This window comes from Actomonas aquatica (assembly GCF_019679435.2).
Classification (GTDB): domain Bacteria; phylum Verrucomicrobiota; class Verrucomicrobiia; order Opitutales; family Opitutaceae; genus Actomonas; species Actomonas aquatica.
In genome coordinates this window covers 4918970-4942805 of sequence record NZ_CP139781.1, presented here as the reverse complement: position 1 = coordinate 4942805, position 23836 = coordinate 4918970, and the positions used below count along the sequence as shown (strand labels likewise).

Sequence of the window (23836 nt, the reverse complement as noted above, 5' to 3'; positions counted from 1 at the left end):
TGAATCCGGTCCTGCCCGCTCCGGCTCAGTCACTTCCCAACTGCCGCTCGCGCGCGGCGAGTTTGACTCGTGCCTTGGCCAATTCGATCTCGATCCGGCTGAGCGTTTTCTCCCGCTCCGCCAACCCGGCACGCCGCTCCTCCAACTTCCGAGCCTGCTCGGCCAAGGCCAGCTGCCGAGCCTGGGCATCCCCCGCCGTTTCCGGCGACATCGTCTGCTGCAAGGTAAGTTGCGATTGAATCTGCTTCACTTCGCGCTCCTGGGCCTGCAGGCGGCGCTCCCGCTCGGCCAGAGCATGCTCGCGCCGGCGCAGTTCGGCCACCTCGGCCTCGCTCACTTTCACGATCGCCGATGACGGCACGGGCGCCGCTTCGGCGGCGGCCTCCTGCTCCCGCAACGCAACCTCTCGTGCAGTCAACGCCGCCTCCCTCCGCTCCAGCTCCTGCTGCTGGCGGCGCAAACGTTCCTCCTGCCGTGCAGCCCGCTCCTCCTGCTGGGCCAGCTCCGCCACCCGCGCCTCGGCTTCCTGCAACCGGGCCTCCCGTTGGCGCAGTTTTTCCTCTCCCTGGTGCAGCGCCGCAGTCGCGTCGACGCTGGCCTGATCCCGCGTATCCAAAGTTTCGCGACGTTCGGCGAGCTCCTGCTCACGCCCGGAAAGCGATTCGGCCTGACTCGCCAACTCCACCCCCCGCGTCGCCACGGCCGCGCGTTGTTCCGCCAACGCCGCCTCCGCCGTCTGCAGCGCCGCGGCCCGCGCGTCGATCTGACGACTCTTTTCGGCCAAGGAATCCTGTTGGGCGGCCAGAGTCTGCGCGCGCGACTCCAGCGCTTGGGTGGCCTGATCCACCGCAGCCTGCTGCTCCGCGAGGGCCACTCGAGCGGCCGAACGTTCCGCTGCGGCGGCGGCTTCACGTTCCGCCAACCGTTCCTGGCCCTCGGCGGCTGCGTTCACCGACGCGCTTCGTTCCCGCAATTTCGCCTCGGCCTGCGCCAATGCCTCGCGGTCCTGCGTGAGCTGGGCCTGCGTCTGCGCCTGCCCCTCGAGCGCTTCGTCCAAACGGGACCGCGCCGCCGCCAAATCGGATTCCTGCTGTCGGAACGCGTCGGTGCGTTTCTGCAGCTCGGCCTCCCGCTCGGTCGCCGCCTTTTGCATCTGTTGGAGTGCCGCTCGCTCGTCGGCCAACGCGGTGGCTTGCGCCGCGTGCTGCGCCTTGGCCGCGGCCAACTCCTGCCGGTCTGCTTCCAATGCCGCCAGGGTCGAATCCTGTTCGCTCGTCGCGGCTGCCGTCTCGGCCTGTCGCGCCGCCACTTGCACCTCCAGCGCCCGCAGCGCTTCGGAGCGTTCCCGGAGTGCGGTCTCACGTTGATCGAGTTCGGAGCGACGCGTCGCCTGCGTGGCCTGCCACGCCGCTACGGCCGAGGCATGGGCTGACTGCTCCGAAACGAACGCCTCGCGCTCGGTCGCCAGCTGCTTGGCCGCGTGTTGCTGGTCGGATCGCGTCATGGCCAACGACGCACAATCCGCCGCAAACGTCCGCACCGCCTCCTGGTGGATCGCTGAGACTCTGGCAAACTCCGCCCGCGCCGCGATCAAGGCCTCCCGGTCCTCCGCCAGTTTTTCGCTGGCAGCCACCTGCGCCGCGCGCGCTTTCGCCAAAGTCTCACGTTGTTCGGCGAGTTGATGGACCTCGGTCGCGAGCGCGGCCTCGCGTTGTTCCAGCGCGGCGCTGCGGTCGGACTCCGCTTGCGCAGCCGCGGCTTGTTCGGCCTGCGTCTGAGCGAGCGCCTGCTGCGCCGCCTTCAACTCGGCTTCGCGAGTCGCCAGCTTTTGCGCCTGTTCTGAATTTGTCTTCGCGGCTTCGGCCACCGCCGCATCATGCTCCGCGCGCGCCTGGGCCAATGCTTCGCGTTGCTCGACAAGCTGCTGCTCGGCGGCCGCACGATCTTCATTCGCCGTCTTCGCCTGCTCAGCCCGCTCCTGAGCCAGCGCTTGCCGGGATCTCTCCAGCTCTGCTTCACGCTCGGCCAAAAATTGTTCCCGCTCCGACCGTGCGGCTTCGGCTTCAGTCAACGTGGCTTCGTGCGCGGCTCGATCATGGACCAACGCCTCGCGCTGCTCCGCCAACCGCTGCTCGGCAGTCGCGTGCTCGGCGAGGTGCTGTTCCAACGTCGCTCGGTCTTCGCCCAACGTCTTCGCCTTTTCCTCCTGCTCAGCTTGCGCCTGGGCCAACGTCTCCTGCACTCGCTCCAGATCTGCTTCACGCTCGGCCAAAGCTCGTTCCTGTTCCACCCGCGCGGGTTCCGCTTCGGCCAACGCGGCTTCATGCGCTGCTCGCTCCTGGACTAACGCCTCGCGCTGCTCCGCCAACCGCTGCTCGGCTGCCGTATGTTCGGCAAGGCGATGTTCCAACGTCGCACGATCCTCGCCCAACGTCTTCGCCGCTTGCTCTTGCTCAGCTTGCGCCTGGGCCAACGTCTCCTGCGCGCGTCTCAGCTCCGCCTCACGCTCAGCCAAAACTCGTTCCTGCTCCGACCGTGCGGCTTCGGCTTCAGTCAACGCGGCCTCATGCGCTGCTCGCTCCTGGACCAACGCCTCGCGCTGCTCCGCCAACCGCTGCTCCGCCAACCGCTGCTCCGCCAACCGCTGCTCGGCTGCTGTATGCTCGGCAAGGCGATGTTCCAACGCCGCGCGATCCTCGCCCAACGTCTTCGCTGCTTGCTCTTGCTCAGCCTGCGCTTGAGCCAGCGTCTCCCGCGCGCGCTCCAGCTCCGCCTCACGCTCGGCCAAAGCTCGTTCCCGTTCCGACCGTGCGGCTTCGGCTTCAGTCAACGCGGCTTCGTGCGCGGCTCGCTCATGGACCAACGCCTCACGTTGCTCCTCAAGTTGCTTCTCGGCTGCCGCGTGCTCGGCGAGGTGCTGTTCCAACGTCGCACGACCCTCGCCCGCCGTCTTCGCCGCTTGCTCCTGCTCAGCTTGCGCCTGGGCCAACGTCTCCTGCGCGCGCTCCAGCTCCGCCTCACGCTCAGCCAAAGCCCGTTCCTGATCCGCCCGCGCGGTTTCCGCTTCGGCCAACGCGGCTTCATGCGCTGCTCGCTCCTGGGACAACGCTTCACGTTGCTCCGCAAGTTGCTGCTCTACTGCCGCGTGCTCTGCGAGGTGCTGATCCAACGCCGCGCGATCCTCGCCCAACGTCTTCGCCGCTTGCTCCTGCTCAGCTTGCGCTTGGGCCAACGTCTCCCGCACTCGCTCCACATCTGCTTCACGCTCGGCCAAAGCTCGTTTCTGTTCCACCCGCGCGGTCTCGGCTTCGGCCAGCGCGGCTTCATGCGCTGCTCGCTCCTGGACCAACGCCTCGCGCTGCTCCGCCAACCGCTGCACGGCTGCCGTATGTTCGGCGAGGCGATGTTCCAACGTCGCACGATCCTCGCCCAACGTCTTCGCCGCTTGCTCTTGCTCAGCCTGCGCTTGAGCCAACGTCTCCCGCACTCGCTCCACATCTGCTTCACGCTCGGCCAAAGCTCGTTTCTGTTCCACCCGCGCGGTCTCGGCTTCGGCCAGCGCGGCTTCATGCGCTGCTCGCTCCTGGACCAACGCCTCGCGCTGCTCCGCCAACCGCTGCACGGCTGCCGTATGTTCGGCGAGGCGATGTTCCAACGTCGCACGACCCTCGCCCAACGTCTTCGCCGCTTGCTCTTGCTCAGCCTGCGCTTGAGCCAGCGCTTCCCGCGCGCGCTCCAGCTTCGCCTCACGCTCGGCTAAAGCTCGTTCCTGTTCCACCCGCGTTGCATCGGCTTCGCTTACCTTAGCCGCGTGCTCCAACTGCGCCCGGTTCAGTGCTTCGCGCTGCTCAGCCAGCTGATGTTCCGTTGCTGAACGGTCCTCGCAGGCCAACTTCGCGGCCTCTTCCTGTTCGGCCTGCGCCAGGACCAACGCCTCCTGCGTCCGCTTCAGTTCGGCCTCACGCTCCGCCAAAATGCGTTCCTGCTCCACCCGCGCTTCATCGGCCTCGCCCACCTTCGTCGCGAGCTCCGCCCGCGCCCGGTCCAACGCTTCACGTTGCTCGGCCAACTGCTGCTCCGCCGCTGCACGGTCTTCACTCGCCGACTTCGCTGCCTCCTCCTGTTTGGCCTGCACTTCGGCCAACGCCTCCTGCGTCCGCTTCAGTTCGGCCTCACGTTCCGCCAGAATACGTTCCTGCTCCACCCGCGCCGCGGCGAGCTTGCTCACTGCCGCCGTGTGCTCCGCTTGCGCTTCGGCCAATGCTGATTCCGCCCGTTTGAGTTCGATTTCGCCGGCCGTCAGGGTCGCCGCCCGGTCGGCCAAGGCCGCCCCTTCCGTATCCATTTCCTGACTACGCTCTTGCAGCTCCTGCGCCTGCGCGGCCAACTCGGTGCGGTGCTGGGTCAGCTTTGCCCGCTCCTCCGCCACGTCTTCGGTCGCCTGCCGCTGGTTCGCCTCGGCTTCGCCCAACGCGTCCCGGGCGGCCGCCAGCGTTCGCGCTTGTTCGGCCAAATCCGCCTCCCGCGCATCGAGGGCCGTCCGCAGTTTTTCCAATCCCTGCTGAGCGGTCTGATGCTCCTGCCGCAGGGCTTGTAACTGGGCGGCCTCCACCTGCATCCCCTCACGTTGAGCGACGCCTTCCGCCTGGCTGGCGGCGATTTCGGCGCGCGTCGTATCCAACGCCGCCGCGGCCTGCGCCCGCTCCCCTTCCGCTTTTTGCAGCGCTGCTTCGCGCCCGGCCAATTCCGCCTCACGCGCAGCCAGCGCTTCCTCGCGTTCCACCAACGCGGCCGCCCGTGCGGCCAAATCCGCCTCCTGCCGTTCGTGCCCCGACTGCTGTTCTGTCAGCTGCGCCCGAGCCTGCTTCAGAGCGGCCACTTCGCCGTCCCATTCAGCCTGATCGCCCACCAAGGTCTGCCGCGCTTTTTGCAACTCGCGTTCGCGCTCCGCCAAGGTGGCCGCAGCCTCCGCCACAACCTTCTCCTGACGGGCGAGCCGCGCCAACCCATCGGCGATCGCGGCCTCAGGTGGCGGAACCGCCGCCGGTGCCATGTCTTCGCCCGCGTCCGCAGCGGGTTGCACCGGCTTCGCAACTTCCTCTTTTGTCGCGACCTTCGACCCGGCATCCGGCTCCACCAGCATGGGCGGCGCCGACGGCAGACTCTTCGTTGCGCCCTCGGCCCCGGCCGGATAACGACGCTCCGGCACCGCCAAAAAACGCTCCGGACTACGCGTGTAGTCGACCAACAAGCGAATGAGTTCAGAGCGCCGCAGCCAATGCGCCGGCATGCCGCCGGACTGCGGCTTCAACCCTCGCACCATCGCCGCCGCCAATTCGTTGAACGTCACCGGCGTGCTGATTAAATGCCTCAGCCCCAGACCCGTCGCCTGCATGAGAGGCCGTTCCAAACGCCGCTCCCCGATCACATAGAGCGGGACTCCCGGATGTTTCTGCCGGTAGGCCTCAACCTGCACGCCAACGCCATCCGGACTCTCCGCTTCGCGTCCATCAAACAGCGCCAGACCCGCGGCCGGAGTCTCGAGGGAAGCCCCGGACGTCGCTGCCGATAGCAGGCGCGCGTGAGCATACTCCTGGTCGAAGGTCACTATGACCTCCTGCACCGAAGTCCTCAAAAGGCGCTGCAGATATACCGAACGTTGGGGCATCGAAACGAGGGAGTAGTTATTTCACCCTAGACGACCGGAGGCGAAGCTCATAATGCAAATTGCGTGATTCTACCTAGCCATTTCGCTTGCGACGCCCCCCGCCCCCTCCTGCAGTGAACGCCGCACCGCTCCAATGACGTCCGAACCCAGTCAACGTCTTGCCCTCGGGCTCCACACTCCGACCACCCGGTGCTATCTGAGCGACGAAGCCATTGACCCCGCCCTCGGCCGCGGCCCCCTGCGGCTGGAACCGGCCCCACCTCCCGTTAGTGACCCGTCCGCGCCGGCGCCGACGACCGTGCCCGCCGACTGTCCGCTCCTGGTCGATACCGGGCGCGATCGCCTGACGCTCAGTGACTTGCGCCGCACCTCTTCCACCACGATGAGCGTGGCCTCTGCTCGTCTCACCGGGTTCGGCGAGTGGCTCAACTGTGTCGCTCCGTCCGCCGACGTTGACGCCATGCGGGCCGGAGCCGCCCACGCGTCCCCGCTTTGGCTCGCCACCGCCATCTCCCTCCGGCAACAGGCGATGGACGCTGGCCGCCCGATCTGGTTATGGGCGCTGGGACTCGACGATTCGCAACTGGTGAAACTCTGCCCCGACGGCCGCGTGCATCTCGAGGAGGTGCCCACGGGCATCAACCGGCTCATCGACTTGGTCCAGCGCGACCTCGATCTCCACTTTCGCAGCTCGGCCTTCGACCTGATGTTCAACGAGGATTTTGATTGGACGGAATTCCCCTCCACCATCCTCGACGATCTGGTGGCCCCCTTGCGCATGTCACTCGGCCATCATACGGACGGCCAGGTTCTGGCGATCCTCGGACTGGGCCCCCGCCTCGGTCCGCTCACCGCCCAAATTGCCCGGGTGGTCAACATGATCACGTGGGCTCCGCCCATCGCCGCCCCCGGGACCCACCACCCCGCTTCCCTCGATTCCTGGATTCTGCAACAGATCGCCGCGCCGACCGACGGCCCCGCGTTGATCCACACCACCTACGACGGGGCGCCGCTGCTGCTCCCCTATCCTGAGCCCGAAGGCGCCTCCACCTCGACCGCCGAATCATCGTCCTCGACCGCAGAGAGACCGGACTCGACCGCCGCTGGGACGACTCCGCCGCGTCGGCGACGACGTCGCGGTGTCCGCCGTTGGGTGCGCCATCATAGTAGCAAGGTGTCCTCCCCGCGGGCCGACGAAAGCCAGCTGCGCAAGACGCTGTTTGTCGTGCTCTACGTCGTGGTCGTAGCGATCGCCGGCCACCTGATCGTGGACCAACTCACCGAGCAGGCCCGCGAACAGCGCGTTCCATAGGGCGTATCCGGGAAAGCCAAAAAAACGCCAAATGCGTTCTGGCCGAGCGCCCGCCCCGCTTTCACGTTGTGGGCCTCATGTTCGAAATCTCCGGAACCATTAAAAAAATCTTCGACGAGCAGACCTTTGGCAGCGGCTTCAACAAGCGGGAGTTTGTGCTGACGGTCCCCGACGGTCGCTTCCCGCAGGACATCAAGTTCGAGACCGTCAAGGACAAGACCAACCTCCTCGATCCGCTCAAGGTCGGCGACGAAATCAAAGTGTCCTTCGACATCCGCGGCCGCGAGTGGAAGGAAAACTACTACGTGAATCTCAACGCTTGGAAAATCGAGTCCGGCGGCGCCAGCGCATCCGGTCCCGACGACGGTCCTCCCCTGCGCGAGCCCGAGATGGATGCCGGGAACATGGACGAGGAACCGCCGTTCTAAGCCGGTTTCACGCCCACCACTCCGCTCGCGCGACCGCCGGTGCCACCACACCATAGCGTCGTCGCGCGAGCCCTTTCCCTTCCTCGACTCGATTCGCCGTCCCGCCTCCACCATGCGCCGCCGCATGCTGCCACTCCTCGCCTTCGTGGGCCTGTGCCTGCTGAGCGCCACCCCGAGCTTCGCCCAACTCGTCGCCCGTGGTCCGTGGAGCGGAGCGATCACTCCCTACTCGGCCGAGGTGAACCTCGTGCTCTTCGAGTCGCGCCTCACCAGTCTCGAGATCAGCAAGGTGCGCGACTTCACGCGCTTCACCTCCGTGCCGGAACAGCCGCGGCGCCCGCAGGACATCCCCCTGCTCACTCGCTACAAGCTGTATAACCTCGAGCCCGACACGCTTTATTACTACCGCGTGCGGGCCGGTAACCAACGCGAATACGAACGCATCGGCGAGCTGCGCACCTTCCCGCTCGAAGGCCAACCCACGTCCTTCCGTTTCGCCGTCGCCGGCGGCTCCGAGGCTGATTCCGAGGCCGGAGGACTCGCTGAGATCGGTTACCAAAAACCGCTCTTCTTCGTGCAGCTGGGCAACCTGCACAACGCCACCCCACAGGCCGACGACCCCGCCCACTTTACCAAGGCCTACCTCGCCTCGCTCGACTCCTTCGCCCGCGCCGAACTCGTGCGTCGTGTGCCGCTGGTCTACACGTGGGATCGTTTCGACTACGGCGAGCGCGGCGCCACCTCCGGTCGTTCAGCCCAAAACGCTTTCCGCCAACTCACGCCCCACCATCCCTTCCCGGCCGACAGCAGCGCGCTCTTCGGCGATACCCCACTCAACGAGCGTCCCGTCGCGCAGGCCTTCTCCATCGGTCGGGTGCGCGTGCTGGTGCTCGATACCCGCTCGGCCCGCGAGTCGACCGGCGACCCCGCGACCCGCACCATGCTCGGTCTCTGGCAAAACGATTGGCTACGTCGTGAGCTCGCCGCCGCCCAACAAACCCACGCCCTCACGCTCGTGTTATCATCGGTCCCGTGGCATGCCGACGCCGCCAACGCCGAAGACCCGGCAGTCGAATCCTGGGCCAATTTCCCCGCCGAAAAAGCCGCCCTCAAGGACTGGCTCATTGCCAACGCAATCGACCGCGTCATCTGGGTGAGCGCCAACGCCGGCGCCCTCGCCGCCCAATCCGGCGGCAGCACCCCCTTCGTGCTGCCGGAGTTTCAAGTCGGCGACATCGACCTGCGCCCCACCTCACCCACCTCCGGCGACTGGACCCAAGGCCCCATCGAGCCCGACCCCACCGAAGAGTTTTTTGGGCTCATCGACATCGCAGATGAGCGCCTGTCGATCACCGCCACCTTCATTGGCATGAACCAACACAGCCGCGAGAAGCTGCGCACCGCGGTCACCTTCCGCGTCCCCTCCCTGCCATGAGTCGGGTCCGCCGTGTGATCGTTGGCAGCGGGTTGCTTGGCCTGCTCGCGCTCAGCACTCTGGCCGCCAGTCCCCGCCCCCTCCGCGTCGCCGCCGCCGCCAACATGACTCGCGTCATGGCGCCGCTCGAAGCCGCCTTTGAGGCCGCCCACCCCGAGCTCGATCTGCGCGCCTCCTTCGGCGCCACCGGCAACCTCGTCGCCCAGATTCGCCACGGTGCGCCCTTCGATGTCTTCCTCGCGGCCGACCCCGACCACCCGGCCACGCTCGTCGCCAGCGGCGACGCCACCGCCGACAGCGTGATCCCCTTTGCCACCGGCCAACTGGTGCTCTGGCCCACCCCTCACGGCGCTCCCGCCGACTGGACACAAGCCCTGCTCGACCCCGCCGTGCGTCGCATCGCCATCGCCCAACCCGACACCGCCCCCTTCGGCCGCGCCGCTCGTCAACTCCTGCGCGAGGCCGAGCTCTGGGATGCGCTACAGCCCCGCCTCGTCACCGGCGAAAACGTCGCGCAAACTCTGCACTTCGTCGCCAGCGGCAACGCCGACTACGGTTTCGTCGCGCTCTCTCTACTCGTTGGCAACGCCGTCGACTCCCCCGCCGATTGCTTGGTGCTCACCGTCGAAACCGAAGCACTGAATCACACTGCCGTTATCCTGCACCGCGCCTCGTCCCGCGAGGATGCGCAAGTGTTTCTCGACTGGCTACTCAGCCCACCCGCTCAGACTTTGCTGCAGCAACACGGCTACGCCCCTCCGCCCGCGCCACCGGCAACCAATCCCGGCATCGACGACTAGGCACAAAACCCGCTCACTGAGCGTGTGATGGAATCCACCGCCGTGTTGAGCACCCTTTGGCTGTCGCCGCCACTCTGGCAGGCGCTCGGTCTCACGCTCAAACTCGCCGCAGTCACGACCGGTTTCCTCGCTCTGCTCGGCCTGCCCTTGGCGCATTGGCTCAACTCCACCCGCAACCGCCTGGTGCCGATCTTCGAAGCGCTGGTCACGCTGCCCATCGTGCTGCCACCGACCGTAATCGGCTTCTACCTATTGGTCGCGTTTTCGCCCCAACACCCGCCCGGCAGTTGGTGGGTCGCACTCACCGGCGAGCCGCTCTCCTTCACCTTCGAAGGCCTCGTGCTGGCCTCGGTGGTGTATTCGCTGCCCTTCGCGGTGCAGCCTTTTCAAGCCGCCCTGCGCGCGGTGCCCACGGAGTTGCTCGACGCCAGTCGGGCCAGCGGCGCGACCGCCTGGCGCACCTGGTGGCGGGTGCACCTGCCCCTCGCCCGCCGCGGCATCGGTGCGGGACTCACGCTGGGCTTCGCGCACACGCTCGGCGAATTTGGCGTCGTGCTCATGATCGGCGGCTCCATCGCCGGCGAAACCCGCGTGGCCAGCATCGCCCTCTACGACGAAGTGCAAAAGCTCGACTACCCGTCCGCCCACGCCTTCGCCGCGACGCTGCTCGTCCTCTCCTTCGTCCTCCTGGTCATCGTATCCGTTCTGCAACGACGCCGAACCTACTGAAGGCGTTCGCGCGGCGAAAATCGTTCAATGTTGTAGTCGGGGTCATTAACCCCGGCCCGGCCTCAACGAGACTGGCTACAGAGAAGTGGCCCGCCGGGACCTTTGCTTTCTTTGCTACCTTACCTCCTGTAAAAAGAAAATCCTCCACCCTCAGCCCGTCGTGCGCAGGCCGCTGGCGATCGCGTTGATCGAGAGCAACAGGTCCGGCAGCAGCGCTTCGGCTTCGAGGCCTTTCAGCGCCCGCCATTCCTTGAGCAGGTTCACTTGCTGACGGTGCAGTTGGACCAACGCCTCCTCGCGAATCTGTAAGGTAAACGCCAGCCGCGGTCGGCGCTCCTCAAAGGTGCCGCGGAAGATCTCCTTCATCATGTTGCGCGTGCGATCATACTCGCCGCGGATCACATTCATGAAGCGTTCGCGCACCGCCGCATCACTCACCAGCGCGGCGTAGCTTTCCATGATCTCCACATTCGCGCTCGCCACCGAGCTTTCGATGTTGGTCAGCACGTAGCGCAGGAACGGCATCGCGCGCGCCGCTTTGCACAGCTGCTTAAAACCTTTGGGGTCCTCCGCCTGCAGTCGCTCCAACGCCGAGCCGGCGCCAAACCACCCCGGCAGATAAAACCGACTTTGCGTCCACGAAAACACCCACGGAATCGCACGCAGATCATCCAGCGAAGCTTGCCCGGTGCGCCGCGAGGGCCGCGAACCGATGCGCGCATTTTCGAGCGCATCGATCGGCGTGGCTTCACGATAAAACGCGATGAAGTCCGGCGCATGCAGCAGCTCACGATACGCATCGCGGCTCCGGCCCGCCACTTGATCGAGCAGCGGCCACAGCGATTCGTCGCGATCCGCGCCAAAACGATGCGCCGCCGTCGTCGCCGTCGCCGAGGCCATGAGCAACTCCACGTTGTAAACCGCCGAGCTTTGGTGCGCGTATTTCTGCGCGATGGTTTCACCCTGCTCGGTCATGCGCAAACAGCCGTGCAGCGAGCCCGCCGGCAACGCTTCCATGAACCAATGCGTCGGTCCCGCGCCGCGCCCCACCGTGCCACCGCGACCGTGGAAAAACACCGGGTTCGCGCCCATCGCCTGCGTCACCTGCGCGAGCTCGTGCTGCGCGCGATGCAACGCCCACTGACTCGCGAAAATGCCGCAGTCCTTGTTGGAGTCGGAGTAACCCACCATCATCTGGAAGATCGGCCGCGCGGGGGCGGTTTCGCCCGCGACGTCCAAACCCAGACTGTGCCGCGTAACCGGGTGTCCCAGAAAATCGGATACGATACCCGGTCCGGCTTCGAGGTCGCCCATGGTTTCGAAGAGCGGCACCACCGGCAGCGGACAGCGCAGCTGGCCGTCCTCCCATTGCGCCAGTCCCACCTCGCGGGCCAGCATGTAAACCGTGAGCAGATCCTCGGTGCAGCGCGTCATCGACACGATGAGCGCGCCCAGTCCGTCGCGCCCGTGACGGGCGACATGCGCCGCCAGCACCCGGTAGCAGGAGAGCACCGCTTCGGCTTCGCTGCCCACCTTCGCCCCATCGGCCAGAAAGGGGCGCGGTGACGCCAGTTCGCGATCGAGCAACGCACGTTTTTGCGGGCGGTCCCACGCCGCAAACTCGGCGGCTTTGACGACGCCCGCGGCCTCCAGCAATTGCCCCAGCGCCTTCTCGTGGAAGGCGGAGTTCTGGCGCACGTCGAGCGTCGCCAGATGAAACCCAAACACCTGCAGCTGGCAGCGCAGCGGCTCGATGTAATCGCGGGCCAGCGCAGCCGCGCCGATCTCGGTGAGTGCTTCGGCCAACACCTGCAAATCGGCATCGAGTTCGGCCGGCTTCTGGTAGGCGCCCGGCGCATCCGGATCCGCCATCGCCTGCAGGACTTTCTCCCGCATGAGATAAGTCGCGCGGCGCCACGGCTCCTCCCGATCGCGGTCACGGATCGCTTCGACCTCGGCCGTCGGCGCCGCCTTCAACTCGCGCTCAATACGTTTGATCATCGACGCCAGCGGGGCCGGCGGGGCCTGAAAGAGTGAGCTCAACGGCAGGTCGGTGGCCAAGGTTTCCAAGCCGCGGCGATGCACGCGCAGAGCGTTGTGGCGAAGCTGCGAAAGCGACGAGCGCGTGACGTCGGCCGTCACAAACGGATGCCCGTCGCGGTCGCCGCCGATCCACGTGCCGAATCGCACAAAGCTGCCCGCTTCCGCCAACCGGTCGGCATCAAAACCGTGCGTGCTCCACGCCTCGCGCAGGTGCACGTGACTGCGTTTCACCGCCTCCGGAAAAATGTCGCGCAGGTAGTGCAGCGCGTTGTCCAACTCGGCCTCGATGGTCGGTCGGGTTACCTGGATCTCGCCGGTGCGCCACAGGCTCTCGAGGCGCGTCTCAATGTGGTGCCGCAACCGCGCCAACTCCCGCGGGGTGTAGTCGGTGTTCTCGTGGGCGTTGATCAGACGGTAGATTTCCTTGTGCAGCTCACGCACGGTGGCGCGTTTGGCTTCGGTCGGGTGGGCGGTGAGCACGGGCTCGACCGTCACATCGCGCAGCACTTCGAGGATCTGGTCCTCGTTGAGTCCGAGGTCGCAGAGGTGGGCGAGGTTGTCAGCCCAGAGGCCCTTCTCGGCCTGCGGACCCGACTTGATCTCGCGCCGCCGCCGCACGCGGGCCGCCGTGCGCTCCTCGACGATGTTGAGCAGCTGGAAGGCGATCGAATACGCCTGCCCGAGGGAGCGTTTGAAGTCGCCCGCCTGCTCGGCCTTGGCGCCGACCCAGGGTAGGACATCGGCGAGTTCCGTCTCGCCCATCCGGCGCAGGACGGCGGCAAAACCATTGGTCAAGAGGTGCAACTCCTCCCGGAGAGCCCGGAAGCCTTCTTCGCGTAGGGGGTGATTGGTGCGAGCAGACATGGCGCGCACCATGAGCAAGACACACGCCCATGCCAGCCGGAACGGCCGATTCTGCCCGGTGATCCCCACAACCCGCGATGCAACCTCAACCGCAATCAATTGTCAGCACGCGGTGGAGGTTGACCTCTTATCCTGGTTTATCGATAAATCGTCACTTCCCCTCCCCCTTTTCCCCGTAACCTCGACTCCGCCATGCTCCAAATCCGCCGCCTCCGCCATCGCTGGACTCTCCGTCTCCTGGCCTCTGCCACGGCCGCCGCCACCGCCGGTTCTCTGCCGGCCACCGACCCCGCCGGTCCCGGCGTGCGACTGTCCACCGTCGGTTATCTGCCCGACTCCCCAAAGCAGGCCACCGTGGTCGGCGCCGACGACGCCGAATCCTTCGCCCTCATCGATGCCTCCTCTCAGGAGACCGCCCTCTCCGGTTCGCTCGGCCCCGTCACCGCCAGCCCCGAGACCGACGAGCAGGCCCGCACCGCCGATTTCAGCGGCTTCCGCCAATCCGGCTCTTACATCCTGCGCGTGCCGGGTCTGCCCGACTCCCCCGCCTTCACCATCGGCGACCAGAGCCTCAACCATTCCCTCGAATGCCTCATGGCCGGCTTCTATGGCCAACGCTGCGGCCAAGCCGTGAAGCTCACCTGGAACGGCAACACCTACAGCTACCCGGCCTGCCACCTCGAAGACGGTTACCTCGACTACAACGACCCGGCCCGCGCCGGCGAACGTCAGGACGGCACCGGTGGTTGGCACGATGCCGGCGATTACGGCAAATACACCGTCAACTCCGCCTTCACCTCCGGCGTCATGCTCGCCGCCTGGGAAAAACACGCCGCAGCTCTCGGCCAACTCGAGCTGCCCATGATTCCCGAGCACGGTGGCGCCCTGCCCGACTACCTCGCCGAGCTGAAATACAACCTCGATTGGCAGCTCAAAATGCAGATGCCCAACGGCGAGGTCGCCCACAAGCTCACCACCCTGCACTTCGGCGGCATGGTCCTGCCCCACCAGAACCCGGCCCCCCGCTACTTCAGCCCCAACAGCCGCTACGCCACCGAATCCTTCGCCGCGCTCGGCTGCATGATCGCCCGCGTTTACGCGCCCTTCGACGCCGCCTACGCGCAGACTTGGCTCGACGCCGCGCAACGTGCCTGGGTCGCCGCCCGTGCCATGCCGGTTGAACATCCCGATACCTCCATGTTCTCCACCGGCGGTTATTTCGCCGACCCTGCCAGCAATCACCAATGGGGCCTCCTCGAGCTGAGCCTCGCCTTCGGCACCGACTTCCTCACCGCCGACGAACAGGCCGAACTCGCCGCCATCCTCAGCTCCGCCGAACCGATCTTTGAAGTCGATTGGGGTTGGGGCAACGCCGGCAACCTCGGTCTGCTTTCCTGGCTCGCCAGCGACACCGCCGCCGCCGATCCCACCACCCGCGCCCACCTCGTCGCCGACCTCCAACGTGCCGCCGACGCCATCGTGGTTCGCAGCCAACAGCACGCCTACGGCCGCGCCACGCCGCACAACTTCTGGGGCGTCAACGGCGCCATCGCCAACTTCGCCGTCCTGCTCGACGCCGCCCACCGCGAAACCGACGCCGCGATCTACCGCGACACCGCCTTCAATCAGGTCGCCTACCTCTACGGTCGCAATCCCTTCGCCCGCTCCTTCGTGACCGGCGACGGCCACGAGCCGCCGCTCCACCCGCATCATCGCCCCAGCGCCGGCGACGACATCGACGCCCCCTGGCCGGGTCACCTCGTGGGTGGACCGAACCCGAAGGAAACCGACTGGTTCGACGAGATGCCCAGCTACCGCACCAACGAAAACGCCATCAACTGGGATGCCTCCATGGTCTACGCCCTGGCCATGTTCTACCAACCGTAGATCGGCCCCAGCCCGCGGCAACGCCGTTGACAACCCGACCAGACCAGACTTGGTCTGGTTGATATGAAAACCATCAACATTCAGGCGGCCAAGACCCACCTGTCGCGTTTGGTGGATCAAGCCGCCGCCGGAGAGGAGATCATTCTGGCCAAGGCCGGAAAACCGCTGGCCAAACTCGTGCCTTTTCAGGTCGCCAGGAAGCCACGGGTAGGTGGCCAGCTCAAGGGGCAGATTTGGGCATCACCCGATTGCTGGGAGACCGACGAGGATCTCATCGCACAGATGTCTGACGCTCCCCTCTACCATCAAGTAGAGCCCAGCCTCCCCCCTCACGCCGCCGAGGACCGTCCGTGAGACTGCTGCTCGATTCGCATGTCCTGATCTGGTGGCTGGAAGATCCCCGGCAACTGAGCCCGGAGCTGCGTCCATTGCTGCAGGACCCCGGCAACACCGCCTATTTCAGCCCGGCTTCAATTTGGGAACTCGGGTTGAAGGTCGCCAAAGGCAAACTGCGGATCCCGTCCGATTTCACGGCCATCTTGGTTGACGACGGTTTCGATGAACTCCCCGTCACCGCGGCCCACGCCACGCACACGCTCTCGTTGCCGCCCCTCCATTCCGACCCGTTTGACCGCCTGCTCATCGCCCAAGCGCTGTGCGAAGGGCTGGTCCTGGCAACGCGCGACGCCTGGATCCCGCGCTACGACGTGCCCACGATCCAAGCCTGACCCTTCAAGGTGCGGCCTCCCCGCCGGCTCCCACCCAGCTCGGCCTCCCTCAACCCTCCCGCGCAAACCGCACCACGCTGCGCCCGTCGGCCAGCGTGACGGTTTCGTTCCACATCCCCGCCGGGCGCACCCACAGCCCGCCCTCACCGTAGAGCGCGCGATACACCACCAGCGGCTCCAGCGTCTCAGAGTGGCGCGCCAGCCCCACCACTTCATACTCGCCCCCTTTGTAATGACGGTAACGACCGGGTTGAGGTTCGGCAGGTAGGGGCGGCAATTCGTGCGACATTGCCAAAATCCGGGACACTTGACCCAGATCAAGCAAGTCTCGGTTTCGCCTTGCGGCACCTCAGCCGCCCCGCATGTCTTGCTCTCCTCGCCATGCCCCGCCGTTTGTCCCTCGCCTTCACCCTCGTTGCCTGGCTCTTCGCCACCGGCAGCCACTGGGACTTGGTGCAAACCTTCGCCTGGGGCAAAATGTTCGCGAGCTACTCGCAAACCATGTCCTACGTCGACGCCGCCCGCCTGACCTTCAGCGTCGATGGCATGTGCGGGGTGTGTGAGTTTGTGCAGGACGCCAAACAAACCGCCGACACCGACGGCTCACCGGCCCCTGCCGAATCCGGCACCCAAAAAATCCAACTCGGCCTCGCGTGCTCCGCCCCCGTGGTGATCACCGCCCCTGTCGCCGAACCGTGGTCGCTTAGCGACTGTGCCCTGCCCGCCGCGCGTCCGCTCGCGCCACCGGTCCCGCCGCCGCGCCTCGCCTGAGGCCCCGCGCCGCCCGCTCACCTTTTATCACCTCCCACGCGCATGCTCACCCGCGAGCTGCGCCATCGGAGTTTGCCGACACGCCTCCCTGCGCGGACGCGTCGGCCCGCCTTGAAGCAACCTTCTCCAACCCACTCTCCCTATGTCCCGTTCCCTTTCCCTGCTCGCGACCACCATCGTCGCACTCTCCTCCTCCATCCTCGCCGCTCAATCCACCACCCGCGAGCCCACCAAACTCGACCCGGTCGTCGTCACCACCGTCCGCTCCGTCGATCCGCTCACCGTCGTCACCGACCCCAAAGCCCCCGCCCAGCCCGTGCCAGCCCACGACGGCGCCGATGTGCTCAAAAACATCCCCGGTTTCGCCGTCATCCGCAAAGGCGGCGCCGACGGCGATCCCACCTTCCGCGGCATGGCCGGCTCCCGCCTCGGCATCCTCGTCGAGGGCGAGGGCCTACTCGGCGGTTGCGGCCAACGCATGGATCCTCCCACCGCCTACATCTTCCCCGCCGCCTTCGACCGCATCACCGTCGTGAAAGGTCCGCAGTCCGTCCGCTACGGTCCGGTCAGCCCCGCCGGCGCCGTGCGTTTCGAACGCGACTCCGGTCGCCGCGACGAGACTGGCGCCACGGCCTTTGCCACCGCCACCCTCGGCGACTTCGGTCGCACCGATGCCGCCCTCGATCTGCGCGGCGGCAATACCGCGCTCCAAGGTCGCCTCGCCGCCACCTGGTCGTCCATGGACGACTACGAAGACGGCTCCGGCCAGACCGTGCACTCCGCCTACGAACGGTGGTCGACTCACGCGTCCCTCGCCTGGACGCCCGATGCCCAAACCTTTGTGGAGCTCACCGGCGCCCGCTCCGACGGCGAAGCCAGCTACGCCGATCGCATGATGGATGGCGTATTGTTCGACCGCGAAAACCTCGGCCTCCGCCTGCGCCGCACCGGCCTCTCCGACCTCATCGCCGAGGTCGAAGCCCAGGCCTACGTCAACGCCGTCGACCACGTCATGGACAACTACAGCCTGCGCGACTTCGCCCCCACCATGATGATGCCGGGCAAGGCTGTCTCCAATCCAGACCGCCTCACCTACGGCGGCCGCCTCGCCGTCGCCCTCACGCCATCAGAGGCGCTGCGTCTCGACGTGGGCCTCGATCACCAGAGCAACCGCCACCGCGTGCGCAACTCCATGAATCAGGACATGATGCCCTACGAGGCCATGCCGCGTTCCACCAACGCCACCTTCCACCAGACCGGCGTCTTCGCCGAGGGTGCGTATTCACTCTCTCGTGACACCCGGACCTACGCCGGTCTGCGCGCCGACCGCTGGACCGCCCGCGACGAGCGCACCAATGTGCGTCTTGGCATGATGGGCACCGCCCCCAATCCCACCGCCGACCTCCAGCGCGAAAGCACCCTGCCTGGCGCCTTCGCCCGCCTGGAACACGACTTCGCGCCCGGCTCCACCGTTTACCTCGGTCTCGGCCACACCCAGCGCTTCCCCGACTACTGGGAGCTCGTCACACCGGAAAGCGCCACCAGCACCAGCGCCTTCAATACCTCCGTCGAGAAGACCACCCAAGTCGACGCCGGTTGGCTCTACCGTCGCGGCAACCTCGACCTATCGCTCTCCACCTTCGCCTCGCGCATCGACGACTTCATCCTCATCCAGCGCAACGTCGCCAAACCCACCGCCATGATGGGCATGACGCGGCTCGCCACCATCACGCGCAACATCGACGCCACCACTTTCGGCGGCGAACTCGGCCTCGGCTACCGCTTCGGCGAAAACCTCCACCTCGACACCAGCCTGGCCTACGTGCGCGGGGAGAACGACACCGACGCGCTCCCTCTCGCCCAACTGCCGCCGCTCGAAGCCCGCCTCGGTTTCACCTACCAGCGTGACACCTGGTCCACCGGTCTGCTCTGGCGCGGCGTCGCCCGCCAGAACCGCGTCGCCATCGATCAAGGCAACATCGTCGGCCAGGACATCGGTCGCTCGCCGGCCTTCGACGTCGTGTCGATCAACGCCTCTTGGACGCCCACCGCCGCCCTGCGCCTCTCCGCTGGCATCGACAACCTCTTCGACACCACCTACGCCGAACACATCAGTCGGGCCGGCGCCGCCGTGGCCGGATTTATCCAAACCACCCGCGTCAACGAACCCGGTCGCTTCGCTTGGCTTAAGTGCGACTACCGTTATTAATTCCCCCTGCTTTCTCTCCCAACCATGAAACGCTCCCTCTCCTCCCTCCTGTTCCTCCTCACCGGCCTGCTGCTCGCGCCCGCGACCAGCACCGCCGCCTGCGCTTGTGGTGCCGACCAATGCACCATGGCCTGCACCTGCGAGGAACCGACCGAAGCCACCAAACCCGCCGACGCCGGACACCCGCTCCGCGGCTTGGTGGAGTCCGTCGTCCCCGATCGCCAGGCCCTGCTGGTGAAGCACGAAGAAATCCACGGTGTGATGGGCGCCATGACCATGCTCCTGCGCGTCGCCCCCAAGGTCCTCAACGAAGTAAAGATCGGCGACACCATCACCGCCACCCTGCACCGCGCCGAAGACAACACTTGGTATCTCGACGACGTCACCGTCGTTGCGAAACAATAGACCGCCGGGACCGCCGACGCCGCGGCAAGATGCCGCGCCCACCCCCGATACCGTGGCCGAGGCTTCCAGCCTCGGCACCGCCCTACCGGACCAACGACACGCGGGCGACACGCCCGCGGCTACAACCCCGAATGTAGCAGCGGCCGTCTCGGCCGCTCCCCGTGCCTCTCCGCCGACGCCCCCGTCGGCCCCAGCACTCCCCCGACCGCGGCAAGATGCCGCGCCCACGCCTGATACCGTGGCCGAGGCTTCCAGCCTCGGCACCGCTCTACCGGGCCAACGAAACGCAGGCGACACGCCCGCGGCTACAATTCCGAATGTAGCAGCGGCCGTCTCGGCCGCTCCCCGTGACTCTCCGCCGCCCGCCCGCCACCGCCGACGTCCCCGTCGGCACCGCCCTACCGGACCAAAATCGGCTCGACCCATTCCGGCAGGGCCGGGGCATACTTCGAGTCCAACAACTCCAACCATTCGCCGTCCGTGAGGCGTTCGCGGGCGGCGTATTCGTAGTAGGACATCACCGCGCCTTGGCACAGGACTTCGTGCCCATTCCATGGATACAGCACATGAATCAGCCGCGGTCGGCCGGTGCCCACCGCCAGCACCCGATCAAACGCCGGATCATTCAACACCGCCGTCCAACGCGGCGCATCATCACGCGGCGTGAGCCAGGAGTTACCATCGTAACCCATCACCCCGCCCATCGCTTCGCCAAAGCCGCGGAGCAGACGCTCCTCCTCCGGTGTCCAAGCCTGCCCGCGCAGTTGTTTGTGCACCATCGCCTCAAGCTGCCGGGTCAAACGCTCCAAGCTCCGCCAGCGGCCCTCCAACGCCCCATCGCCCTCGGGTGGCGCCACTCGCCCCGCTTCCAGATCGTCGGCCTTTTGCCGCAGGAGCTGCAGATAATCCGCATGCGCTTTGGCAAAACCCACCGGTGAATCGTCCTCTGTCCCCAGCACCATCACTCCAAAAAACACCTCTTCCGAACCGGCGTGCATAGCGGCCTGATAGTCGCGCTGTTGCTCCTCCGACAACGCCTCAAAGTCCGCCGCCGTCGCCCCCTCCCGGTGCAGTCCCAACGCTTCGAACGCATCCGCGGCTTGTCGCAGCCGATCCACCTCCACCGCCACCGACGGCTCAAAAACCTTCTCTTTCTCCAACTCGCTCAACACCCGCGCCACCAGATTGGCGAAGCGATGATGAAAAGTCGGGTTCGGCTCCACAAACCCGGGCGGCACCATCACCATTCCAAAATACAACGCGCTCTCCTTGGCCTGCAGCGTCGCCGCATGCCGCATCTGCGCCCATCCCGCCAGCAATGTCTGGTTGGACTTCGCCGCCCAGGCTTCCCCACGCATGAACTCCGGGGCGTCCGGTTCCGCCAGCTCCACCAAGGCGGCCAAAACCTCCAGGTAATCGTCGTATAAGCTCGGCGGATACGCCTTCCGCAAATCCTCCGGTCGCCACTCGGCCCGGCCCGCGGCGACAAACTCATCGTCCCGCCCAACATCACCACGTCGATCCAACTCACGCCACGCCAGTTCCGAGCCCAACATCGCAGCCACCACCAGACCCGGCCGGAATGCCCCCGGCTTGCCATCCCCCTGCAAAGCTAAGGCATCCGGCAGCCGAAACCCGGAGAGCACGCGAAACTCCCACTCCGCCAGTTCCTCTTCTCCGCCATCCGGCAACTGCAGGGTATTGCGCAGCCGCCCCCACGCCTCGGTGTCCATCCTCTCCCGTAACAGCCAACGGCGCCGGTCCGCCAGCTTCAGGTCCCAATCTGCTTCTGCCCCGGACGGTCCACGCCCATCCAACAGATTCTGAAACTCGTGGCTAGCCTCCTCCAACCCACGATCATCCTGCCGTCCCCACCACACCGTAAAGTCGTCGAACACCGCTTGCCCCCGCCGACCATGCGCGTAACCCAGCAGCGCGATCGCCGTAAGCTCCTCATCCACCTCCGCCCGCAACGGCACCGTCTGCAGCCATCGCACCGCGCGGAAGTAATTCTGCAATAACTCCCCTCCAGCATAGAGCCCGACCGGGCGCATCGACCGGTAGTCGATCGCCTGCAGCGACGGCCGCGGCGGCCCCACCCACTCGGGCAACGCAACGACTGCGGCGGCTCTGATCCTCGCCACCTCCCGCGCGATATCGACCCGCACCGCCTCGTCGAAAAACTCCGGATCGGTGCCCAGCAAACACGCCGCCGGTCCCACCACCCGCTGAGCCCGTTCCCATCCTCCGCGTAAGGCTTCCGCCGTGTAGGCATTACGCTCGCTCGCCATCTCCTTTCGCGCCGACTCGACCAACGATTCCAGCGCGATGCGCAGTTGTCCGGCTCGGCGCAATTCAACCTCCCGCATCGAATCCTCGAAAAGCACCATGAAGGCATTCAGCAGCACATCGCTCGTCACAAAGACCGGTCCCTGCGGCTCAGTGTAGGCCTCAAAGATCTGCTTCAGCTGCACGTCCTCGATCATGAGCTTATCCCGCTGCAGCCGCTCCACGTCGGCCGGCGTGAGCCCGATTCGATCTGCCAGCTCCTTCCAATCGTAATCCGACTCTCCTGCCCCCGTCCCACTATCAGGCGACGTGCGCTGCCGCTGCCGCAAGGCCTCCAACTGCTCCGGCGGCAACGCCTCCCGCCATGCCTGCAGATCCTGCCAAAACTCCTGTTGCAGCGCTTCACGCTCCACCGGCATCAGCCCGCGACCGCGATCCGGTTTGGGTTGCGGTGGCACCTCCGCCGCAAGGGCAACACTGACCACTACTCCGAAGGAACAAACCCAGCTCAAAACGCGGCGCATACTTCTCACAACGATCCAGTTCCAAATTACTTAGATCCCGAAAAAAGATAAACAACCGACATCTTATCCACCCTGCTGGCTTCGCGCCCTTCGCGTCTTTCGCGGTTTTCCTTCTCCTCCCCCTCTCCATCTGCCCCTCCGCCACCCGGCCACCCGTCCACCACCGCCTCAGACTTGGCAACGCCCGCACCCTGACTTCAATATGCGCCTTCGACCCATGAAGCTTCTGCCGCTGCTCCGTCTCGCCCTCCTTCTTGTCGCGCCTTTGTGGGCTCAGCCGGTGCGCTTCGACGCCCTGCAGCTCGACGCCGCCCCGGGCTCCACTGCCCCGCAGCTGGCCAGCGCCTACGATGGTTCGCTCTACGCCTCCTGGGTGGAACCCACGACCGACGGCGGCCACGCCCTGCGCATCACGCGCTTCGACCGCGAAGCCGACGCTTGGCTCGCTCCCGGCACCGTCGCCAGCGGATCCAATTGGTTCATCAACAGCGCCGACACGCCGTCCGTCGCCGCCGGTCTGCGCGGCAAGGTCGCCGCCGTCTGGTTCGAACGCGGTGACGGCGACGCTCACTCGCACGCCTACCACGCCGTTTACGCCACTTCCGACAACCACGGCCAAACCTGGAGTCCCCCGGCCCCGCTTTCGATCGAGAGCCACGTCACCGAATTTGCCACCATCACTCCGCTCATCAATGGCAAGTGGCTGGCCGTCTGGCTCGACGGTCGCGCCCACACCGACGGCGGTCCCATGCAATTGCGCAGCCGCCTGCTCGGTAGTGATGAACCGGATACTCTGATCGACGATCGCGTCTGCGATTGCTGCAGCCTCGCCACCACCGTCCTGCCCAACGGCTCCGTGCTCCTCGCCTACCGCGATCGCAGCGACGACGAGGTGCGCGACATCGCCTACCGCCGCTACAGTCGCGGCGCCTGGACCGAGGCCACCGCGCCCACCAGCGACGGTTGGACCATCAATGCCTGCCCGGTCAACGGTCCCGCCCTCTCCCGCCGCGGTGCCCACGTGGCCGCCGCCTGGTTCACTGCCGCCGACGGCGAGCCAGTCGTCAAAACCGCCCGCTCCAACAACATCGGCCGCAGCTGGAACCTCGTCGGTCCGGTCAGCGATCCCGACGCCCGCCCGATCGGCCGCGCCTCCGTCGCCGTCACCCGCGACGGCAGCCAGTGGGTCGGTTGGGTCGAAGCGCCCGGCACCTACGCCCTGCGCCGCGTCGACGCCGAGGGCGTCATGCACGCCATCGACCGCCTGCCCCTGCCGCCGAGCGAGGCGTCCGCCGCGCCCCACGACCGGCCGCGCATGACCTTGCTCGACAACCGCAGCGACCAACCCGCCCGCCTGCTCATTCTCCGCCCCGAGCCCACCGGCGTCGCCAGCTACATCGCCACCCTGCCGCTCGAAGAGGGCGCCGCGGTCGACGACTGCGGCTGCGGTCCGCAGGAAGACACCAGCCGCGGCCACGCCATGCGCGGACGTATCGAAAAAGTCATGACGGAACGCAACGCCCTGCTCGTCGCGCACGAGGAGGTGCCCGGCGTGATGAAAGCCATGACCATGCAGTTCAGCGTCGATCCCCGTGTCATCCCCCTCGTCGCCGACGGCCAGGAGATCATGGCCCGCATGGAACGCCGCGACGACGGCAAGTGGTGGCTCTTCAACATCCGCCTGCTCAAAGCCGCCAACTAGACGGCCGTCTCGAAAAACCGAGCTGCCATAAAGTAGCTGCGC

16 protein-coding genes are annotated in these 23836 nt (G+C 66.4%); 12 read left to right on the top strand and 4 right to left on the bottom strand.

All coding sequences use genetic code 11. The features are described 5' to 3' along the window. Positions 1–25: 25 nt before the first annotated feature. A complete protein-coding gene (locus K1X11_RS18875; RefSeq protein ID WP_221030716.1) occupies positions 26–5668 on the bottom strand; it encodes a hypothetical protein in 5643 nt (1880 codons plus the stop codon). A gap of 133 nt (positions 5669–5801) precedes the next feature. Here K1X11_RS18875 and K1X11_RS18870 point away from each other — a divergent pair, with 133 nt between their 5' ends. The 5 genes from K1X11_RS18870 (at position 5802) to modB (ending at position 10372) form a co-directional block, all read left to right on the top strand. Next, positions 5802–6980, top strand: a complete 1179-nt coding sequence (locus K1X11_RS18870) for a hypothetical protein (RefSeq protein ID WP_221030715.1) — start codon at positions 5802–5804, stop codon at positions 6978–6980. Between the two features lie 77 nt (positions 6981–7057). Continuing rightward, entirely contained in the window at positions 7058–7408 is a 351-nt protein-coding gene (locus K1X11_RS18865) for a DUF3127 domain-containing protein (RefSeq protein WP_221030714.1), read from the top strand. Between the two features lie 112 nt (positions 7409–7520). Further along, on the top strand, positions 7521–8843 hold the full coding sequence (locus tag K1X11_RS18860) for an alkaline phosphatase D family protein (protein ID WP_221030713.1): 1323 nt from the start codon (positions 7521–7523) through the stop codon (positions 8841–8843). Further along, positions 8840–9643 (top strand): molybdate ABC transporter substrate-binding protein, encoded by an 804-nt coding sequence (gene modA / locus K1X11_RS18855; protein ID WP_221030712.1) that lies wholly within the window; start codon positions 8840–8842, stop codon positions 9641–9643. Before K1X11_RS18860 ends, modA begins: the two co-directional genes overlap by 4 nt. 27 nt (positions 9644–9670) lie before the next feature. Next, positions 9671–10372, top strand: a complete 702-nt coding sequence (modB, locus tag K1X11_RS18850; protein ID WP_221030711.1) for a molybdate ABC transporter permease subunit — start codon at positions 9671–9673, stop codon at positions 10370–10372. A 150-nt stretch (positions 10373–10522) separates the two neighbouring features. Here modB and K1X11_RS18845 read toward each other — a convergent pair whose 3' ends face one another. Next, positions 10523–13279, bottom strand: a complete 2757-nt coding sequence (locus K1X11_RS18845; RefSeq protein WP_221030710.1) for a phosphoenolpyruvate carboxylase — start codon at positions 13277–13279, stop codon at positions 10523–10525. Positions 13280–13471: 192 nt separating this feature from the next. Between K1X11_RS18845 and K1X11_RS18840 the strand changes: the two genes are divergently transcribed. The 3 genes from K1X11_RS18840 to K1X11_RS18830 all read left to right on the top strand — a co-directional run bounded on the left by K1X11_RS18840 (position 13472) and on the right by K1X11_RS18830 (position 15894). Further along, positions 13472–15166: a glycoside hydrolase family 9 protein gene (locus K1X11_RS18840; RefSeq protein ID WP_221030709.1), complete on the top strand. Its 1695-nt coding sequence runs from the start codon at positions 13472–13474 to the stop codon at positions 15164–15166. A gap of 63 nt (positions 15167–15229) precedes the next feature. Further along, a complete protein-coding gene (locus K1X11_RS18835; RefSeq protein WP_221030708.1) occupies positions 15230–15520 on the top strand; it encodes a type II toxin-antitoxin system Phd/YefM family antitoxin in 291 nt (96 codons plus the stop codon). Then, positions 15517–15894, top strand: coding sequence for a type II toxin-antitoxin system VapC family toxin (locus K1X11_RS18830; RefSeq protein WP_221030707.1), 378 nt, complete (start codon positions 15517–15519; stop codon positions 15892–15894). The genes K1X11_RS18835 and K1X11_RS18830 overlap by 4 nt, the downstream gene beginning before the upstream one ends. Before the next feature lie 49 nt (positions 15895–15943). Here K1X11_RS18830 and K1X11_RS18825 read toward each other — a convergent pair whose 3' ends face one another. Continuing rightward, the gene (locus tag K1X11_RS18825; protein ID WP_221030706.1) at positions 15944–16183 is read right to left on the bottom strand and encodes a DUF1653 domain-containing protein; all 240 of its coding nucleotides are present in this window, start codon (positions 16181–16183) and stop codon (positions 15944–15946) included. Between the two features lie 92 nt (positions 16184–16275). Here K1X11_RS18825 and K1X11_RS18820 point away from each other — a divergent pair, with 92 nt between their 5' ends. The 3 genes from K1X11_RS18820 (at position 16276) to K1X11_RS18810 (ending at position 19279) form a co-directional block, all read left to right on the top strand. Further along, positions 16276–16665 carry a hypothetical protein gene (locus K1X11_RS18820; RefSeq protein WP_221030705.1) on the top strand — a complete coding sequence of 130 codons (390 nt, stop codon included), beginning with the start codon at positions 16276–16278 and terminating at the stop codon, positions 16663–16665. Positions 16666–16807: 142 nt separating this feature from the next. After that, positions 16808–18874 carry a TonB-dependent copper receptor gene (locus K1X11_RS18815; RefSeq protein WP_221030704.1) on the top strand — a complete coding sequence of 689 codons (2067 nt, stop codon included), beginning with the start codon at positions 16808–16810 and terminating at the stop codon, positions 18872–18874. Positions 18875–18898: 24 nt separating this feature from the next. Then, positions 18899–19279 carry a copper-binding protein gene (locus K1X11_RS18810; RefSeq protein ID WP_221030703.1) on the top strand — a complete coding sequence of 127 codons (381 nt, stop codon included), beginning with the start codon at positions 18899–18901 and terminating at the stop codon, positions 19277–19279. Between the two features lie 398 nt (positions 19280–19677). On the opposite strand, the gene K1X11_RS18805 is transcribed toward K1X11_RS18810, so the two are convergent. Then, positions 19678–22026 (bottom strand): DUF3160 domain-containing protein, encoded by a 2349-nt coding sequence (locus tag K1X11_RS18805; protein WP_324726024.1) that lies wholly within the window; start codon positions 22024–22026, stop codon positions 19678–19680. A gap of 283 nt (positions 22027–22309) precedes the next feature. Here K1X11_RS18805 and K1X11_RS18800 point away from each other — a divergent pair, with 283 nt between their 5' ends. Further along, positions 22310–23794, top strand: a complete 1485-nt coding sequence (locus K1X11_RS18800) for a copper-binding protein (protein WP_221030701.1) — start codon at positions 22310–22312, stop codon at positions 23792–23794. The last annotated feature ends 42 nt before the right edge of the window (positions 23795–23836 follow it).

Bases quoted from the DNA above. Each gene is read 5' to 3' on its own strand.
- K1X11_RS18840 (WP_221030709.1), top strand. From the start codon at position 13,472: ATGCTCCAAATCCGCCGCCTCCGCCATCGCTGGACTCTCCGTCTCCTG.
- modA (WP_221030712.1), top strand. From the start codon at position 8,840: ATGAGTCGGGTCCGCCGTGTGATCGTTGGCAGCGGGTTGCTTGGCCTG.
- modB (WP_221030711.1), top strand. From the start codon at position 9,671: ATGGAATCCACCGCCGTGTTGAGCACCCTTTGGCTGTCGCCGCCACTC.
- K1X11_RS18810 (WP_221030703.1), top strand. From the start codon at position 18,899: ATGAAACGCTCCCTCTCCTCCCTCCTGTTCCTCCTCACCGGCCTGCTG.
- K1X11_RS18845 (WP_221030710.1), bottom strand. From the start codon at position 13,279: ATGTCTGCTCGCACCAATCACCCCCTACGCGAAGAAGGCTTCCGGGCT.
- K1X11_RS18825 (WP_221030706.1), bottom strand. From the start codon at position 16,183: ATGTCGCACGAATTGCCGCCCCTACCTGCCGAACCTCAACCCGGTCGT.
- K1X11_RS18870 (WP_221030715.1), top strand. From the start codon at position 5,802: ATGACGTCCGAACCCAGTCAACGTCTTGCCCTCGGGCTCCACACTCCG.
- K1X11_RS18800 (WP_221030701.1), top strand. From the start codon at position 22,310: ATGAAGCTTCTGCCGCTGCTCCGTCTCGCCCTCCTTCTTGTCGCGCCT.
- K1X11_RS18865 (WP_221030714.1), top strand. From the start codon at position 7,058: ATGTTCGAAATCTCCGGAACCATTAAAAAAATCTTCGACGAGCAGACC.
- K1X11_RS18815 (WP_221030704.1), top strand. From the start codon at position 16,808: ATGTCCCGTTCCCTTTCCCTGCTCGCGACCACCATCGTCGCACTCTCC.
- K1X11_RS18820 (WP_221030705.1), top strand. From the start codon at position 16,276: ATGCCCCGCCGTTTGTCCCTCGCCTTCACCCTCGTTGCCTGGCTCTTC.
- K1X11_RS18835 (WP_221030708.1), top strand. From the start codon at position 15,230: ATGAAAACCATCAACATTCAGGCGGCCAAGACCCACCTGTCGCGTTTG.
- K1X11_RS18875 (WP_221030716.1), bottom strand. From the start codon at position 5,668: ATGCCCCAACGTTCGGTATATCTGCAGCGCCTTTTGAGGACTTCGGTG.
- K1X11_RS18860 (WP_221030713.1), top strand. From the start codon at position 7,521: ATGCGCCGCCGCATGCTGCCACTCCTCGCCTTCGTGGGCCTGTGCCTG.